This is a genomic window from Amycolatopsis sp. CA-161197 (assembly GCF_050942255.1).
Classification (GTDB): domain Bacteria; phylum Actinomycetota; class Actinomycetes; order Mycobacteriales; family Pseudonocardiaceae; genus Amycolatopsis.
In genome coordinates this window covers 9637997-9652667 of record NZ_CP192059.1, presented here as the reverse complement: position 1 = coordinate 9652667, position 14671 = coordinate 9637997, and the positions used below count along the sequence as shown (strand labels likewise).

Sequence of the window (14671 nt, the reverse complement as noted above, 5' to 3'; positions counted from 1 at the left end):
GTCGTAGTGGATGCCGCGCTTGCGACATCCATGGGGCCGACCTGCGTCAGGCGATGACCGAAACCATCTCGAGCACCGTCGCGCAAACGCTTTCGTCTCCTTTCACCGTCACGCGGTCCTCGACGTCGGCGGGTTTCACCGTGCGCGTGCACAGGCGCCAGAACGTGTCCGCGTCCGTGGTGACCGAAGCCAGCGGGCTGCGTGAGGTCGGCGCGCCGCGGTCGAGCGTCCAGCCCTTCGCCGACGCGCGAGCGGTCCACTGGCCGCCGCTCGGGCCCGTCACGGTGTAGCCGACCTGACGGCCGCTGCGGGCTTCGACGTCGCGCAGCGTGTGGGGCAACGCGCGCATGAAGGTGTCGACCACCGGCGCGCGGAAGGCGGGGTCGTCGAGCAGTGGTGCGCCCACGGCTTCGCGGATCTGCTGCTGGTGCACCCACAGCTCCGTGTACTCGCGCGCCACGTCGAGCCAGAGCGGCGCCGGCTCCGGGCCCGCCCACGTGACGGGGCCGCCCAGCTCGTCGAGGTCGTGGCGCTTCCACATGTCCGTGAGCTGCGCCGTGCTGTCCACGAGCAGCGCGAACAGCACCTCGGGCGAGAGCCGGCGGCACGCGCGCACCCACTCGTCGTTGATCCGGTGCAGGAACGACGGGAACGGCTCACCTTCGCGGGGCTCCTCGGCGTGGTAGCCGTCGCGGTCCCGGGAAAGCCGCCCGAGCTTGTCGCCCAGGATGTGGGCGGCCACGTCGTGCACGGTCCAGCCGGGGCACGCCGTGGGCGCGGCCCACTGACCGGCGTCGAGGTCCGTGAGCACGCTGACCAGGGCATGTTCCTCGCGGGCGAACAGCGGGAGGACGTCGATCGGGGGTCCCCAGGCGGTGGCGGTCATGCGCGTCATCCAACACCGGTGATCACGCCTGCCGCATCGCCTACTCGCAGGTAGCATCAGCGCGGAACACGAGGGGAGCACGCCTGTGGACAGTCAGCGACCGAACGGCCGAGGCTCGGCCGAGGACGTGGTCAACGTGGCCCGCCGCGCCGGGCAGCTGGCCGGCTGGGCTGCGCGCGCCGGCTTCGGGCTCACCCGCAAGCTGCCCGGGCTGGACCAGGCCGAGCGTGGCATCCGGCAGGTGGAGCGCAGCCTGCTCAGCGAGCTGCGCCGTCGCCTCGACGAGGTCGACGACCCGTACCATGCGGCGCTCACCGCGGCGTCGGCCATGAACCGCCCCGACCGAGGCGGCCGGGTGGTCGAGTCCACGGTGACCCTCGTACCCGCTCGCGAGCACGAAGAGCCGCTGCGCGCGGCGACGGCCGAGCTGCTCAACCACTCCGTCGGCTTTGGCCGCGAACGCGCGCGCGAGTACCTCTACGCGATCATCCTGCGCCAGCTCACGCCCGACGAGGCGCGCATCCTCGCCGCGTTGTCCGACGGTTCGCCGTTCCCCTCCGTCGACGTCGCCGAGCGCACGAACCTCGGCGGCGCGGGCCGGATCGTGCTGCGCAACGCCTCGACCGTCGGCAAGGCAGCCGGGGTGTCGCTGCCCGACCAGGTTCCCGGTTACCTCACGCGGCTGATCGGGCTGGGCCTCGTCGACCTCGACGAAGAGGTTCCGGCGCTGGAGACGCAGTACGAGATCCTCCTGACCGACGAGACCGTGCGCGAGGTGGAGAAGCAGGTGAAGCGGGTGAAGGTGATCCGCCGGACCGTGCACATCTCGCGGCTCGGGGCTCAGTTCTGGCAGGCCTGCGACCCGAGCCTCGGCTAGCGTGGGCGCGTTCCTGTCGGGCCTGCTCGACGACTTCGCCCGCCACTGGCCGCTCTACGTCTCGATCCCCGTCGTCGCCGCGCTCATCGGGTACGGCACGAAGCTCGTGGCGATCCGCATGATGTTCCAGCCCGTCGAGTTCCTCGGGATCAAACCGTTCCTCGGCTGGCAGGGCATCGTGCCGAAACGCGCGGCGCGCATGGCGAGCATCGCGTGCGACACGATGACCGAGCAGCTGATCAAGCCGGCCGAGATCGTCGCCCGTCTCGACGCCGACCGGATCGCGCAGGAGATCGCGAAACCGCTGGAAGCGGCCGTCGAGGACATCGTGCGCGAGGTCGCGGGCCACTACCAGCCGGGTCTGTGGGAATCGCTGCCGGTGGGCGTGCAGCGGCTGGTGATCCAGCGCGTGCAGACCGAGTCGCCGCACATGGTCAAGGCCGTGCTGGAGCTCATCAAGTCCGATGTGGACAGCGTGTTCGACCTCAAGGGCATGGTCGTCACCAGCCTGGTGAAGGACAAGCGCCTGCTCAACCGGATCTTCCAGGAGGCGGGTGAGCAGGAGTTCAAGTTCATCGCGCGCTCGGGCCTGTTCTTCGGCGGGCTGATCGGCGTGATCCAGATGGTGGCGTGGGTGCTGTTCAAGTTCCCGCCGATCATGCCGATCTTCGGCCTGTTCACGGGCTGGTTCACCGACTGGCTCGCGCTGCGCATGATCTTCTACCCGCTGGAGCCCAAGCGGTACTTCGGTGTCCAGTGGCAGGGCCTGTTCCTGAAGCGGCGCGCGGAGGTGGCCGAGGCGTACGGCGCGCTGATCGCCAAGGAGATCATCACCCCGCACAACGTGATCGAGGCGATCCTGCAGGGGCCGCTGTCCGACCGCGTGCTGGCGTTGATCCAGCGCCAGCTCGACGTGGAGATCGGCCGGGCGGCCAACGTCGCGAAGCCGCTGCTGGTGTTCGCCATCGGCAGCCGCCGCTACCAGGACGTGAAGTTCGCGATCTCCGAGCAGATCATGGCGCGGCTGCCCGACACCATGCGCTACATCGAGGACTACGCCACCGACGCGATGGACATCCGCAACGTGCTGGTCACCAAGATGAAGGAGCTCTCGCCGGAGGAGTTCGAGCAGCTGCTGCGCCCGGCGTTCCAGCAGGACGAGTGGATCCTCATCGCGACGGGCGCGGTACTCGGGTTTTGTGTAGGCGAGGGCCAAGTTCTGCTGCTGGAGCACCTCGCGTCCTGAGCGCGCCGCTAGGGTGCTGCCGTCGGGACGGCACGTCGAGGGGTGCGGCATGGGCGAGGGAGCGGCTCCGTGGCCGCAGGAGATCCGGCTTGCGATGACCATGGTCGGGGGCGCGAGCCTGGCCGTGTGGATGAGCGGCGTGGCGACCGAGACGTCGGCGCTGCTGCAGGCGTCGCGCTCTGCTGAGCCGGGCGGGTACCGGAAGCTGCTCGACCTGCTGCGGGCGACGGTGCGGCTCGACGTGCTCACCGGCACGAGCGCCGGCGGCGTCGGCGCGGCGGGGCTCGGGCTGGCGGAGGCGTTCCGGTCGTCGCCGGCACCGTTGCGGGACGCGTTGGTGGCCGACGCGTCGCTGGCGAACCTGATCCGCGATCCGAAGGAGGCGCAGCCGCGTTCGCTGCTCGACGGCGACCAGTTCCTGGGCTGTCTCGACGGCGCGTTCCGCGCGATCGTCTCGGGCGGCACCCCGCCGGCCGAGCCGCCGGACATGACGCTGCTGCTGCCGGGCACGATGATCGACGGCGAGACCGTGCGCTACGACGACGCGCTCGGCAACCTGGTGCGCGACACCGAGCACCGCATGCTGTTCCGCTTCGTGGGTCCACTGTGGAACAACCAGGTCACGGCGCCGCTCGCGCTCGCGACGCGCTCCACCGCGTCGTTCCCCGGCGCGTTCGAGCTGGCGCGGCTGCCGGTCGGGCCCCGGGTCGCGGACCGGCAGCACCCGGACATGACGGACTACACCGAGCTCACGCGGTCGCACTGGCTCGCCGACGGCGGTGTGCTCGTGAACAAGCCGCTGCGGCCGGCGTTGCGGGAGATCTTCGAGCTGCCGTCTTCGTCGGATGTGCGGCGGCTGCTGTTGTACGTCGTGCCCACCGTGGAGGCCGAGGCTGCCGCGGTGCCGGTCGATCCGGCGAACCCGCCGCTGCTGGGCGCGGCGCTGGCGAAGGTCGTCTCGACGGTGATCAACCAGACGATCAGCTCCGACCTGGAGGAGCTCAGCGCGCACAACGACGCCGTGGTCGCCACCCGCGACACCCGTGTTTCCCTTGCCGCACTGGGACTTCGCGGCGGCCGGCTGGTGGACCACCGCGTGATGGCGGCCTACCTCGACCGGCGCGTCGCCGAGGACGCGGCTGAGCTGGTGCGCACGGCCACGCGGTACTACGCACTGTCCACTATGGATGGCAAGGATGCGGGCTGGGCCAAGGGCCTGTCGACGGAACTGCGCTCGGTCGCCGCCGAAGGCCTGCGGCACGGCATGCCGGCGACGGCCCCCGGAGCCGTTTGCCAGGTTGAGGACCTCGCCGCCTTCCGCACCACAGCCCTCGACGACTCGGTCGCCACAGGCCTGCAACTCGTCAACGCCGCCTTCCACCTCTGCCCGGACGAACACCAGGCCGCCACCCTCAACGACGTCCGCGCCCGCCTGCACACCGCGCGCAGCAAGGCCGCGCGCGGCATCCGCATCTCCCCGTGGGTGGCGAAGCACGACCCACCCGCCGCGGGCACGACGGCCGCCGACTGGATCGCGCAGCTGGCCCGCGAATGGGCCCAGCTGGGCAAGTCGGACGCACTGCGCGCCGCGTGGCCCCTGGTCACCACCGCCCTGCGCGACGCCGCACCGGTGCTGCGCGAGCTGGCGAGCGCCCCGCCGGCCGCCGCCGCACTGCTGAAGATGAACGGCCAGACACCCACCCCCGCACCCGCCGCGGCCCCCGCCGTCACCACCGCGCTCGCCGACGCCGTCGACACCGTCACGACGCTGCTCGGCTGGTTCGGCCTGGCCGACAACCCGCCTCAGAACCCGGCGGGGCCTGCGGTTGCAGCGCATCCGGAGGCCTTGGCGGAGACTACGGTCGCAGCGCACCCGGAGGACACGGCGCTGCTCAAGGTTGCGGCCCAGTCCGCGGTCGCAGTGCAGCCGGGGGATCCGGCGCTGCCCGCGGTCACAGCGCAGCCCGCGGTCGCAACGCGGCCGGAGGACTTGGCGCCGTCGGAGGATTCGGCGCATCCTGCAGTTGTAGTGCGGGCGGAGGTCGCGGCGCTGCCCAAGAACCCGACCGAGCGTGTGGTTGCCGTGCAGCCGGGGGATCCGGCGCAGCCCGAGGCCTTGGCGCAGCCCGCGGTCACAGCGCATCCGGAGGCCTCGGCGCAGCCGGAGGACTTGGCGCCGTCGGAGGGGCTGGAGCAGCCTGCAGTCGCAATGCAGCCCGAGAACCCGACCCTGCCTGCGGATGCAGCGCAGCCTCAGAACCTTGCCCAGCTTGCAGTCGTGGCGCAGCCGGAGGACACGCCACTGCCCGCAACCCCGGCCCAGCCTGCGGTCGCGCCGCAGCCGGTGGACCCGGCGTCGCATGGGGGCTCGGCCCAGCCTGCGGTCGCAGCGCAGCCGGAAGACCCGCCGCAGCCCAAGACCCCAGCCCAGCCCGCCACCGGCGAGCGCACCCTCATGTCCCGCCTCATCCTCCTCCACGTCGCCACTCGCGGCTTGCTCGCGCAGCCGCCGTCGGTGGATCAGCGGGTGGACCTGGTGCAGGTCAGCGCGGATTCGCGGACGCTGCTGGACCTGGGCCGCCCGCGTGGCTGGGACAAGCTCACCGGCCTGCAGGCGGACTACTTCGGCGCGTTCTACAAGTCCTCCTGGCGCGCGAACGACTGGATGTGGGGCCGTGTCGACGCGGTCGGCTGGCTGGTGCAGTGCCTGCTGGATCCGCACCGGCTGCGGGTGCTGCGCAACGTCGTCGGGCCGGAGGACTTCCGCACCGAGGTGCGCGAGGCGTTCCAGGCCGTCGGCTGGCAGGTGCCGAGCGTCGCGGACAACGTGGCGGCCGCCGAGGTCGAGCCGCTGGTGGCGCAGCTCAGGGAGGAGCTCGCGTTCCTGGGGCTCGACGCGCAGCTGGCCGACGTGGCGTTCACCGACGACCTGCCGACGAGCCTGCCGGTGACGTCGATGGTGCTCGCGCGGGGCCGTCAGCTGGAGATCGCGCGGGAGGAGCTGCCGGTCGTCGCGAAGCAGGCGGCCGAAGACTCGGCCGAAGGCAACGGCAAGCCGTCCGCGGCATTCCGCGCGGTCATGGCCACGCCGCCGACGGACGCCGCCGCGACGCAACGCGCGTTCCAGGCCTGCCAGGTCTCCGCCGAACGCTTCGAGGGCGAGCGCGGCACGATGCTGCTCACCAAAACGCTCGTGAAGGCCGGCGCGACGGGCATCAACGCCGCCGCGGGCGCCACGCGCGTGCCGACGTCGCTGCAGCCCGCCGCGAAGGTGGCCCAGGCGACGGGACGCAGCGCGTGGTGGGTCACGCAGGGCGCGACGAAGCTCGGCCGCCCGTGGAACCTCGTCGCGGCCGCCGTGACGGCCGTGGCCGGCCTCGTGCTGGGTGGCAACGGCGGCCAGGTGCTGCAGTGGGTCGGCCCGCCCGTGGCCGCGGGCGCGCTCGTGTTCCTCGTGGTGAGCCTGCTGACGCTGAAACGCACGTGGCGCATGGTGCTCACGCTGCTGTGCGTGCTCGTGGTGGCGGCGTTGCTGTTCGCGGCTTTCCTGCCGCCGCTGGCGCAGCCGTTGTTCGGTTGGCTCGGTACGGTGGTCGCGGGCTGGCGACGCGGCGAGGCGCCCGTGTGGTGGCTGCTCGTGGTGCTGCTGCTCGTGCTGCCCGCAATCTGGACCCCGATCGCGGCCTTGCGCCGCCGGACCAGGCGAGGACCACGCAACGGAGCCGACTGACCACAGTCGAGACGCGCCGCCTGAGCAGGTGCTGAGTTCGTCCGTCTTGCGCTGAAACGCCTGAGGCGTCATGGTCGGGGGAGACGAGGCTGCTCACCGAGGTGGGTGGCCCAGGAGCACGGCATGCCCCAAAACTCGGTCGATCAAACGTGTTTGTGGGGCTCCTCACCGGGGTATTCACGTTGCCGCAGGTGAGCGGGGTGGACGTGGCGCGCGTCGCTGGCGGCGTGAAAATTCTCTGTTACGTTTCCTGAGTATGTCCGGAAAGCACTTGATCGAATCCCCGACCAAGGCCGATGGCGCCGCCCTCTGGCGAATCGCGCGCGATTCGCAGAAGCTTGATCTCAACTCTCCGTACGCATACCTGCTGTGGTGCCGCGATTTCGCGGAGAGTTCGGTGGTCGCCCGAGTCGACGGCGAGGCGGTGGGTTTCGTCATCGCCTACCGGAGGCCGTCCGAGCCCGACGTCGCGCTCGTGTGGCAGGTCGCGGTCGACTCTTCGCAGCGTGGGAAAGGCCTGGCCGGGCAGCTGCTCGACGCCTTGTATGCCCGCCTGGTCGACGACGGGGTGCGTTTCCTCGAAACCACGATCACCCCTGACAACGAGGCTTCGATCCGCCTGTTCGCGTCGTTCGCGAAGCGGTGGAACGCCGCGCTGGAGAGCAGCAGGCTGTTCGAAGCCGAAGATTTCCCGGAAGATGGGGAAGGTGGGCACCAGCCCGAGAACCTTTACCGTATCGGTCCGTTGATCCGTCAATAAGCCGTCAATTTCGGGGCGAGTAGGAGCAGAGAAACGTCATGAGCATCTTCGAAGAGCTCGAATCTGAAGTCCGCAGTTACAGCAGGGGGTGGCCGGTCGTCTTCGACCGTGCGCAGGGCAGCTGGCTGTACGACGAGGACGGCAAGGCCTACCTCGATTTCTTCGCGGGTGCCGGCGCGCTGAACTACGGCCACAACAACCCGAAGCTCAAGGCCGCGCTGATCGACTACATCCAGCGCGACGGCGTGACCCACGCGCTCGACATGTTCACCGTGGCCAAGCGCGATTTCCTGGAGACCTTCCAGGAGAAGATCCTCAAGCCGCGCGAGCTGGACTACAAGATCGTCTTCCCGGGCCCCGGTGGCGCCAACGCGGTGGAAGCCGCGCTGAAGCTCGCCCGCAAGGTGACCGGCAAGGAGTCGGTCATCAACTTCACCAACGCGTTCCACGGCATGACGCTGGGTGCGCTGTCGGTCACCGGCAACTCGATGAAGCGCGGCGGCGCGGGTGTCCCGCTCGTGCACGCGACGCCGATGCCGTACGACCGCTACTTCGACGGCACGATCCCCGACTTCCTCTACTTCGAGAAGCTGATCGAAGACTCCGGCAGCGGCCTGAACGAGCCCGCCGCCGTGATCGTGGAGGGCGTGCAGGGCGAGGGCGGTATCAACGCCGCGCGCCTCGCCTGGCTCAAGGGCCTCTCGGACCTGTGCGAAAGCCACGGCATCCTGCTGATCCTCGACGACGTGCAGATGGGCTGCGGCCGCACCGGCCCGTTTTTCAGCTTCGAGGACGCGGGCATCAAGCCCGACATCGTCTGCCTGTCGAAGTCCATCGGCGGCTACGGCATCCCGATGGCGCTCACGCTCATCAAGCCGGAGCTCGACGTGTGGGAGCCGGGTGAGCACAACGGCACCTTCCGCGGCATCAGCCCCGCGTTCGTGACCGCCACCGAGGCGATCAACCTCTACTGGAGCGACGACGAGCTCGAGAAGTCCACGAAGGCCAAGGGCGAGCGCATCGCCGCCGCCTTCAAGGACATCGTGGAGGCCTACCCGGACGCCAACCTGCTGGCGAAGGGCCGCGGTCTCGCGCGCGGCATCGAGTTCGCCAACGGCGACCTGGCCGGCGCCGTCTGCAAGGAAGCCTTCGAGCGCGGCCTGCTGATGGAGACCTCCGGTCCCGACGGCGAGGTCATGAAGCTGCTGCCGCCGCTGACGTTGACCGACGACGAGCTCACGCAGGGCCTGTCGATCATCAACGACTCCATCGCGGCAGTCCTCAACAAGTAGTCCCGAACAACAGGTAAGGAGCGACCCTTGCTGGTCCGTACTCTCGACGAAGTCACCGACACCGACGCCGACATCAAGACGCCCAACTGGCGCAGCAAGCGCATCATGCTGGCCAAGGACGGCCTGGGCTTCTCGGTGCACGAGACCACGCTCTACGCGGGCACGGTGAACGACTTCTGGTACGCCAACCACATCGAGGCCGTGTTCATCACCTCCGGCGAGGGCGAGGTGGAGAACAAGGCGACCGGCGAGGTCTTCCCGCTGGCGCCGGGCACCATCTACGTGCTCAACGATTCCGACAAGCACCAGGTCCGGCCCAAGACCGAGATCAAGTGCGTGTGCGTGTTCAACCCGCCGGTGACCGGCCGCGAGGTGCACGACGAGAACGGCGTGTACCCGCTCATCACCGAAGAATCCGCCTGAGCCTTCCCGGCTGCTGCCGCGCCACCACCACACCCCGACAGAGAGAGAATCAGGAGGCGAGCAACTGTGACGCTGATGGACACCCGGGTCGAGGACGGATACCCGACCCGGATCACCGGTACGCCGGAGCAACTTCCGCGCGTGCACCCCACGGTGTGGGGTACTGAGGCAGACGGCCCCATCGACGCCGCGACCCTGGCCAACCACGAGGCCAAGGGCTACACCGTCGACGAAGGCCTGCTCTCGCCCGGTGAGGTCCAGACGTACTGGCAGGAGCTCGTGCGGCTGTCCTCCGACCAGGAGCTGCGCGCCGACGAGCGGGTGATCACCGAGGCGAAGACCGGCGAGGTCCGGTCGATCTTCGACGTCCACGTGATCTCGGACCTCATCGCGGAGCTCGTGCGCGACCCGCGGGTCCTCGACCGGGCCCGGCAGATGCTGGGTTCGGACGTCTACATCCACCAGAGCCGCGTGAACTACATGCCGGGCTTCAAGGGCACGGGGTTCTACTGGCACTCGGACTTCGAGACGTGGCACGCCGAGGACGGCATGCCGGCGCCCCGGGCCGTGAGCTGTTCGATCGCGCTCACGGACAACTACCCGTACAACGGCGGGCTCATGGTCATGCCGGGCTCGCACCGCACGTTCGTGCAGTGCGCGGGTGAAACGCCGGACGACAACTACAAGAGCTCCCTCAAGGACCAGCGCGTCGGGGTTCCGGCCGAGGACGACATCACGAAGATGGCGGCCGAGTACGGCATCGACCAGTTCACCGGCACGGCGGGCACGGCGCTGTGGTTCGACTCCAACGTGATGCACGGGTCGTCGAACAACATCACCCCGTACCCGCGCTCGAACATCTTCCTGGTGTTCAACAGTGTCGAGAACGCGCTGCAGGAACCCTTCGCGGCCAGCAACCCGAGGCCGTCGTTCATCGCCGGCCGCGACGCCACCCCGGTGCGCCGGTGACGAGGGTTACCCCCGCGCGGCGGCGGGTCGCCCGTAGCCGTGAATGTGCGCCCTGTTACTTTGTCGCCACTCCGCACGGGCCTCGTGGGTCCGCCGCGGAGGAGCTGTCCGAGGCAGTCCGGGTTCTTCGCTCGGGGTGAGCCCACCCGTCCCGCCCGGGCAGCATTGAGGTCGGGTGGACCGCGCCCCCTGGCGGCCCGGCCGACGTCACCGAGTCCGGCCCCGCACCATCAGATCGGGACTGATGGTGCGGGGCCGGATTCGTTTTGCCCAGGGGTGCGTCTGTTACGACATTCGGGCCACGACCGCTGTTCGGGTGGGAAAACCGTGCGCACAGACGGTGAAACGGCGACTTACACGTAGGTGTCCGGCGTGTGGAGTTCACGAAAGAGTTGTGTCTGTCCGCTCATCACCACGGTAGGTTGTGCCTCCTGGCGGGGGAGACGCCGGAACCGACCCGGGGAGGTGCGCGCGAGCATGGCCGAAAATGCGGGCGCGCACGTGCAGCTGCTCGGCCCCGTCACCCTGCTCGACGGTGCACGTGCAGTTTCCATCGGCGGTCCCGGCGTGAAAGGACTGCTCGCGCTGCTGGCGTTGAAGGTCGGCAAGGTCGTGCCGCTCGAGGAGATCATCGACGCGTTGTGGGGCCACGACCCGCCCGCCACCGCGCGGACGATCGTGCACGGCAACGTCTCGCACTTGCGCCGCGTGCTGCGCGACCTGGGTGGTGACTCCGTCGCGGAGATCCTCACGAGCCCGCCCGGTTACCAGCTGGCGGTGGATCCGGCGCGCATCGACGTGCACCGCGCCCGGGCGCTGCTGGACCGCGCCGTGCTGGAGCCGCCGGAGCAGGCGTCGGCGTTGCTGGGCTCGGCCTTGGCTCTGTGGCAGGGACCCGCGCTGTCCGGCGTGCCCGATTCGGTGCGGGCGCCGGAATTGGAGGACCTGCGCCTCGCGATCCACGGCGCGCGGGTGGACGCCGACCTGGAGCTGGGCCGGCACAACGAGCTGATCGTGGAGCTCAGCCCCCTCGTGCGCGCCGACCCGCTGGCCGAGCGCACGGCCGGGCAGCTCATGCGCGCGCTCTACTACGCCGGGCGCCGGGGCGACGCGCTGGAGCTCTACCGCACCGTCTCGCGGGCCACGCTGCGCACGCTCGGCGTCGAACCGGGCGGCGACCTGCGGTGGCTGCACGAGCGCGTGCTCAACGACGACCTGGACGTCGCCGTCCCCGAGGTCGCGGCGCCGGTGAAAGCGCCTTCACAACTGCCCGCCGCGGTGCCTTCGCTCGCCGGCCGCGACGCCGAGCTGACGTGGCTGGACGGCCTCGCGGAGACCGGCGAGAGCACCGTCGCCGTGGTGTCGGGGACGGCCGGCGTGGGCAAGAGCGCGCTGGTCGTGTGGTGGGCCCACCGCGCGGCCGCACGCTTCCCGGACGGCGTGTTGTTCGCGTCGCTGCACGGTTTCGACCCGCGGCACGCGCCGCTGGAGCCCGCGGAGCTGCTCACGCAGTTCCTGCTCGGCCTGGGCGTCGCGACGGGCGACGTGCCGGAGCAGTTGCACGAACGCGTCGCGCTGTACCGGTCGCTCATCGCGGGCCGCCGCATGCTCGTGCTGCTCGACGACGCGCGCTCCGCCGAGCAGGTGCGGCCGTTGCTGCCGCCGGGTTCGCGGTCGATGACCGTGGTGACGAGCCGGTCGAAGCTCGAAGGCCTGGCCGTGTCCAATGCGGCACGGCTGCGTGTTTTGGGCACTTTGGCACCCGACGACGCGGTGCGCCTGATCGAAGAGCTGGCCGGTCCCGCGGACTTCGACCTGAACCACGCCCTGGCGCGGTTGTGCGGCTACCTGCCGCTGGCCCTGCGCATCGCCGGCGCGCGCCTGTCCGCCAGTCCACAGTGGACCACCCAGGACCTCGTCGACGAGCTGGGCAACGAACGCACCCGCCTCGCCGCCCTGGAGGTCGACGGCGCCGACGACGGTGTGCGCGCCGCGTTCGACGTCTCCTTCCGCGGTCTCCCCTCCGACCTCGCGCGGCTCCTGCTGCAGTTGGGCGTTCTGCCCGTCCGCCGCGTCGGTCCCCACTTGGCGGCCGCGGTGGCGGCCATGCCCGTCGACCGCGCGCGCCGTGCCCTGCGCACCCTGGCCGCGCACAACCTGCTCACCGAGACGGCCCGCGACGTCTTCACTCCCCACGACCTGGTGCGGCTGTACTTGCGGGAGCTCGCGGAGTCCGAACTGGACAGTGACGCGTTGTCCGCCGTCCTGGTGCGGGCCGTGCACTTCTACCAGGCCGCCTCCGACACGGCCCGCCGCCGCATGCTGCGCATCGTCGACCCCCTCGACCTGACCGGCTTGTTACCCGCCGACGCCCTCCCGGCCCTGCACACGTTCGACGAGGCCCAGGACTGGTTCGAGGCTGAGTGGCCCAACCTCCTCGTGATCCTCGACGCCGCGTATTCGGCCGGGTTGTACGGCAACGTCTGGCGCCTCGCGCGGGTTTCGCACACCTACCGCGTGGTCTGGCCCCTGCTCGACGAGTGGACCCGCCTGATCGACCTGGGCCTGGCCGCCGCCGAGGCGTCCGGCGAGATCCTCGGGCAGTGCTGGATGCTCATCTCGCGCTGCGCCATCGCCCTGACGTTCGAGCTGCCCCACACCCACCCCGCCGACGCCGAACGCGCCCTCGACCTCGCCGTCCAGCTCGGCGACAAACGCTCCATCACCGTCGCCAACATCCACCTCGGCAGCATGCTGTCCCTGCTCTCCCGCCACGACGAAGCCATCTCCCGCCTGCAGGAGGCCGTCGCCGAAACCGAACGCACCGGCGACCTCGAACTGCGCGGCCAGGCCCTCAACAACTGCGCCGAGACGGAGAAACGCGCCGGCCGCTTCGAGGAGGCGGTGGCCCACGAACTGTCCTCGCTGGCGATCGACCGCGAGCTCGGCAACGACAGCTACGCGGTGGTTTCGCTGAACAACCTCGCCGACCTGTCCCAACGACTCGGCGATTCGGCGACGGCTTCCCGTTATGCGTGGGAGGGGATCGATCTCGCGCACGCCCGGGGGTTCGACCTGCACGAGGCCATTCTTCGGGTGACCTTGGCGCGGATCCTGCGGTCGTCTCCCGCGACGGCTGGGCTGGCTGGGGAGCAGTACGCGCTGGCGGCGGTGCTGTATGGGCGGGTGAATCCGGCTCAGGTGCCGGAGGTACAGGCGGAGGCTGCTGAGCTGGGGTGAGGTTGGGTGGCCTTGGCTGGAGCTGCCTTGGCTGGAGGTGGCCTTGGCTTGGGGTGGTTCGACCGGTTGGAGTGGTTCGATCGGTTCGCCGGTTTTTGCCGAGTCTTGACGGTGCGGCTCTGAAGAGTGCAGTTCCAGCAGGTGGGTTGGTTTGGTTCGCCGGCCCGACGAGTCCGGCTTGACTGGCCCGTTCGCCCGTTCACTGGCCTTATCTGGTCTGGTCGATTGGACGTCGGCCTTGTCCTTGGCTTCGACCGCCGGTCAGAAGTGCCCGGCTTTGTCCGGTTTCGCTGCTAGGTGCCGGTTTCGCTTTGGCCGTCGGCTCGTTCTTGTCCCCGGTCGATCCTGCGCTTCTCACGGGGCACCTCATGTCTGATCGACAAATCACGCCGAGCCGTCGGTGAACGGTCCAGCCATACCGCACCCACCAAGCCAGACCCGGCAACTGGGTCGTACCTCTCAATCACCCACCTACCTACCGATGACCTGGGAATCCACCACCTCCACAGCGTGACTTCACCTCACCGCTCGCGCCTCTCTCCGAAGTTGTCCACACCCATTCCCGAGTTGTGGACAACTCGCCCCCTCAGTGGCTTGGCCAGCGTTTTTGTCGGCCGCCGCCGATAGAATGGACTCGGGGACGCCCCCCTCGGGAGGGCGGGGGCCTGTCTGCCGGGGCCGGAGGGGTGCCCTCTCAGGGGTGCGGCGGGGAGCCGGGCGCCTGTCGGGCGGTGGGGCTGGCGGTCGGGGGCGTGGAGATCGGTTGAAGATCGGTCCGCGGGGGGTGCGCAAGAGGTTTCTTGCACAGCGTTCACCCGGGTTTGCGCAGGTCGGGGATACCCTGGCTGGGCATACTTAGTGGTTTCTTAGCGTCCGGGGGTGTGGGCCGCGTAGGGTCGTAGGCGGTGTCGGCGGAGCCCTAGGGGAGGGGCAGGCTGTGAAGCCGGCGCCGCGGGTCCGCAGTCGCGTGCGGCGGGTCCGGAAGAGCCGCCAGGAGCGGCTCGGTGGCGGTTGGCCGGCCGACTTGGGGGTAGGCCGGCCGGCCGCCAGGCCCCGGGGTGACGAGCGCACCTTCGAGGAATCATCGGGCGGGCTGCTGTTGGCACAGACCAGCCGACGTGGCTGCCTCGACCAATCCCGGCCGGCATAGCGCCGCAACCCGCTGACGGTCGATCTGGGGCCCAGCAAAGGTTGCCCATGGTCTCGGGACCCGCGGTCTCGTCGTGTCGGCCTGGCAAACGGCGTTCG

Annotated in this window: 9 protein-coding genes; 8 read left to right on the top strand and 1 reads right to left on the bottom strand. The window is 69.9% G+C overall.

From position 1 onward, the window contains the following. Positions 1–46: 46 nt before the first annotated feature. Complete coding sequence (locus tag ACQPXB_RS45800) at positions 47–886, bottom strand: maleylpyruvate isomerase family mycothiol-dependent enzyme (protein ID WP_432848251.1); 840 nt, start codon at positions 884–886, stop codon at positions 47–49. Between the two features lie 85 nt (positions 887–971). On the opposite strand from ACQPXB_RS45800, the gene ACQPXB_RS45795 reads away from it, so the two are divergent. From ACQPXB_RS45795 to ACQPXB_RS45760, 8 genes are all read left to right on the top strand, one after another. Beyond that, positions 972–1763, top strand: a complete 792-nt coding sequence (locus tag ACQPXB_RS45795) for an Abi-alpha family protein (RefSeq protein WP_432848249.1) — start codon at positions 972–974, stop codon at positions 1761–1763. 1 nt (position 1764) lies between these two features. Then, entirely contained in the window at positions 1765–3009 is a 1245-nt protein-coding gene (locus ACQPXB_RS45790; protein WP_432848248.1) for a DUF445 domain-containing protein, read from the top strand. Positions 3010–3058: 49 nt separating this feature from the next. After that, the gene (locus ACQPXB_RS45785) at positions 3059–6739 is read left to right on the top strand and encodes a DUF3376 domain-containing protein (RefSeq protein ID WP_432848247.1); all 3681 of its coding nucleotides are present in this window, start codon (positions 3059–3061) and stop codon (positions 6737–6739) included. Between the two features lie 256 nt (positions 6740–6995). Continuing rightward, positions 6996–7499: a diaminobutyrate acetyltransferase gene (gene ectA, locus ACQPXB_RS45780; RefSeq protein WP_366582424.1), complete on the top strand. Its 504-nt coding sequence runs from the start codon at positions 6996–6998 to the stop codon at positions 7497–7499. A 38-nt stretch (positions 7500–7537) separates the two neighbouring features. Then, entirely contained in the window at positions 7538–8791 is a 1254-nt protein-coding gene (gene ectB, locus ACQPXB_RS45775; RefSeq protein WP_366582425.1) for a diaminobutyrate--2-oxoglutarate transaminase, read from the top strand. 27 nt (positions 8792–8818) lie between these two features. Then, complete coding sequence (locus tag ACQPXB_RS45770) at positions 8819–9214, top strand: ectoine synthase (protein WP_364049755.1); 396 nt, start codon at positions 8819–8821, stop codon at positions 9212–9214. 66 nt (positions 9215–9280) lie between these two features. Beyond that, positions 9281–10183 (top strand): ectoine hydroxylase, encoded by a 903-nt coding sequence (gene thpD / locus ACQPXB_RS45765; protein ID WP_366582426.1) that lies wholly within the window; start codon positions 9281–9283, stop codon positions 10181–10183. Between the two features lie 477 nt (positions 10184–10660). Further along, complete coding sequence (locus ACQPXB_RS45760; protein ID WP_432848244.1) at positions 10661–13423, top strand: BTAD domain-containing putative transcriptional regulator; 2763 nt, start codon at positions 10661–10663, stop codon at positions 13421–13423. The last annotated feature ends 1248 nt before the right edge of the window (positions 13424–14671 follow it).

What these genes read in the sequence shown, in the direction of transcription:
- ectA (WP_366582424.1), top strand. Translation starts at nt 6,996, where the DNA reads ATGTCCGGAAAGCACTTGATCGAATCCCCGACCAAGGCCGATGGCGCC.
- ACQPXB_RS45760 (WP_432848244.1), top strand. Translation starts at nt 10,661, where the DNA reads ATGGCCGAAAATGCGGGCGCGCACGTGCAGCTGCTCGGCCCCGTCACC.
- ectB (WP_366582425.1), top strand. Translation starts at nt 7,538, where the DNA reads ATGAGCATCTTCGAAGAGCTCGAATCTGAAGTCCGCAGTTACAGCAGG.
- ACQPXB_RS45785 (WP_432848247.1), top strand. Translation starts at nt 3,059, where the DNA reads ATGGGCGAGGGAGCGGCTCCGTGGCCGCAGGAGATCCGGCTTGCGATG.
- ACQPXB_RS45800 (WP_432848251.1), bottom strand. Translation starts at nt 886, where the DNA reads ATGACCGCCACCGCCTGGGGACCCCCGATCGACGTCCTCCCGCTGTTC.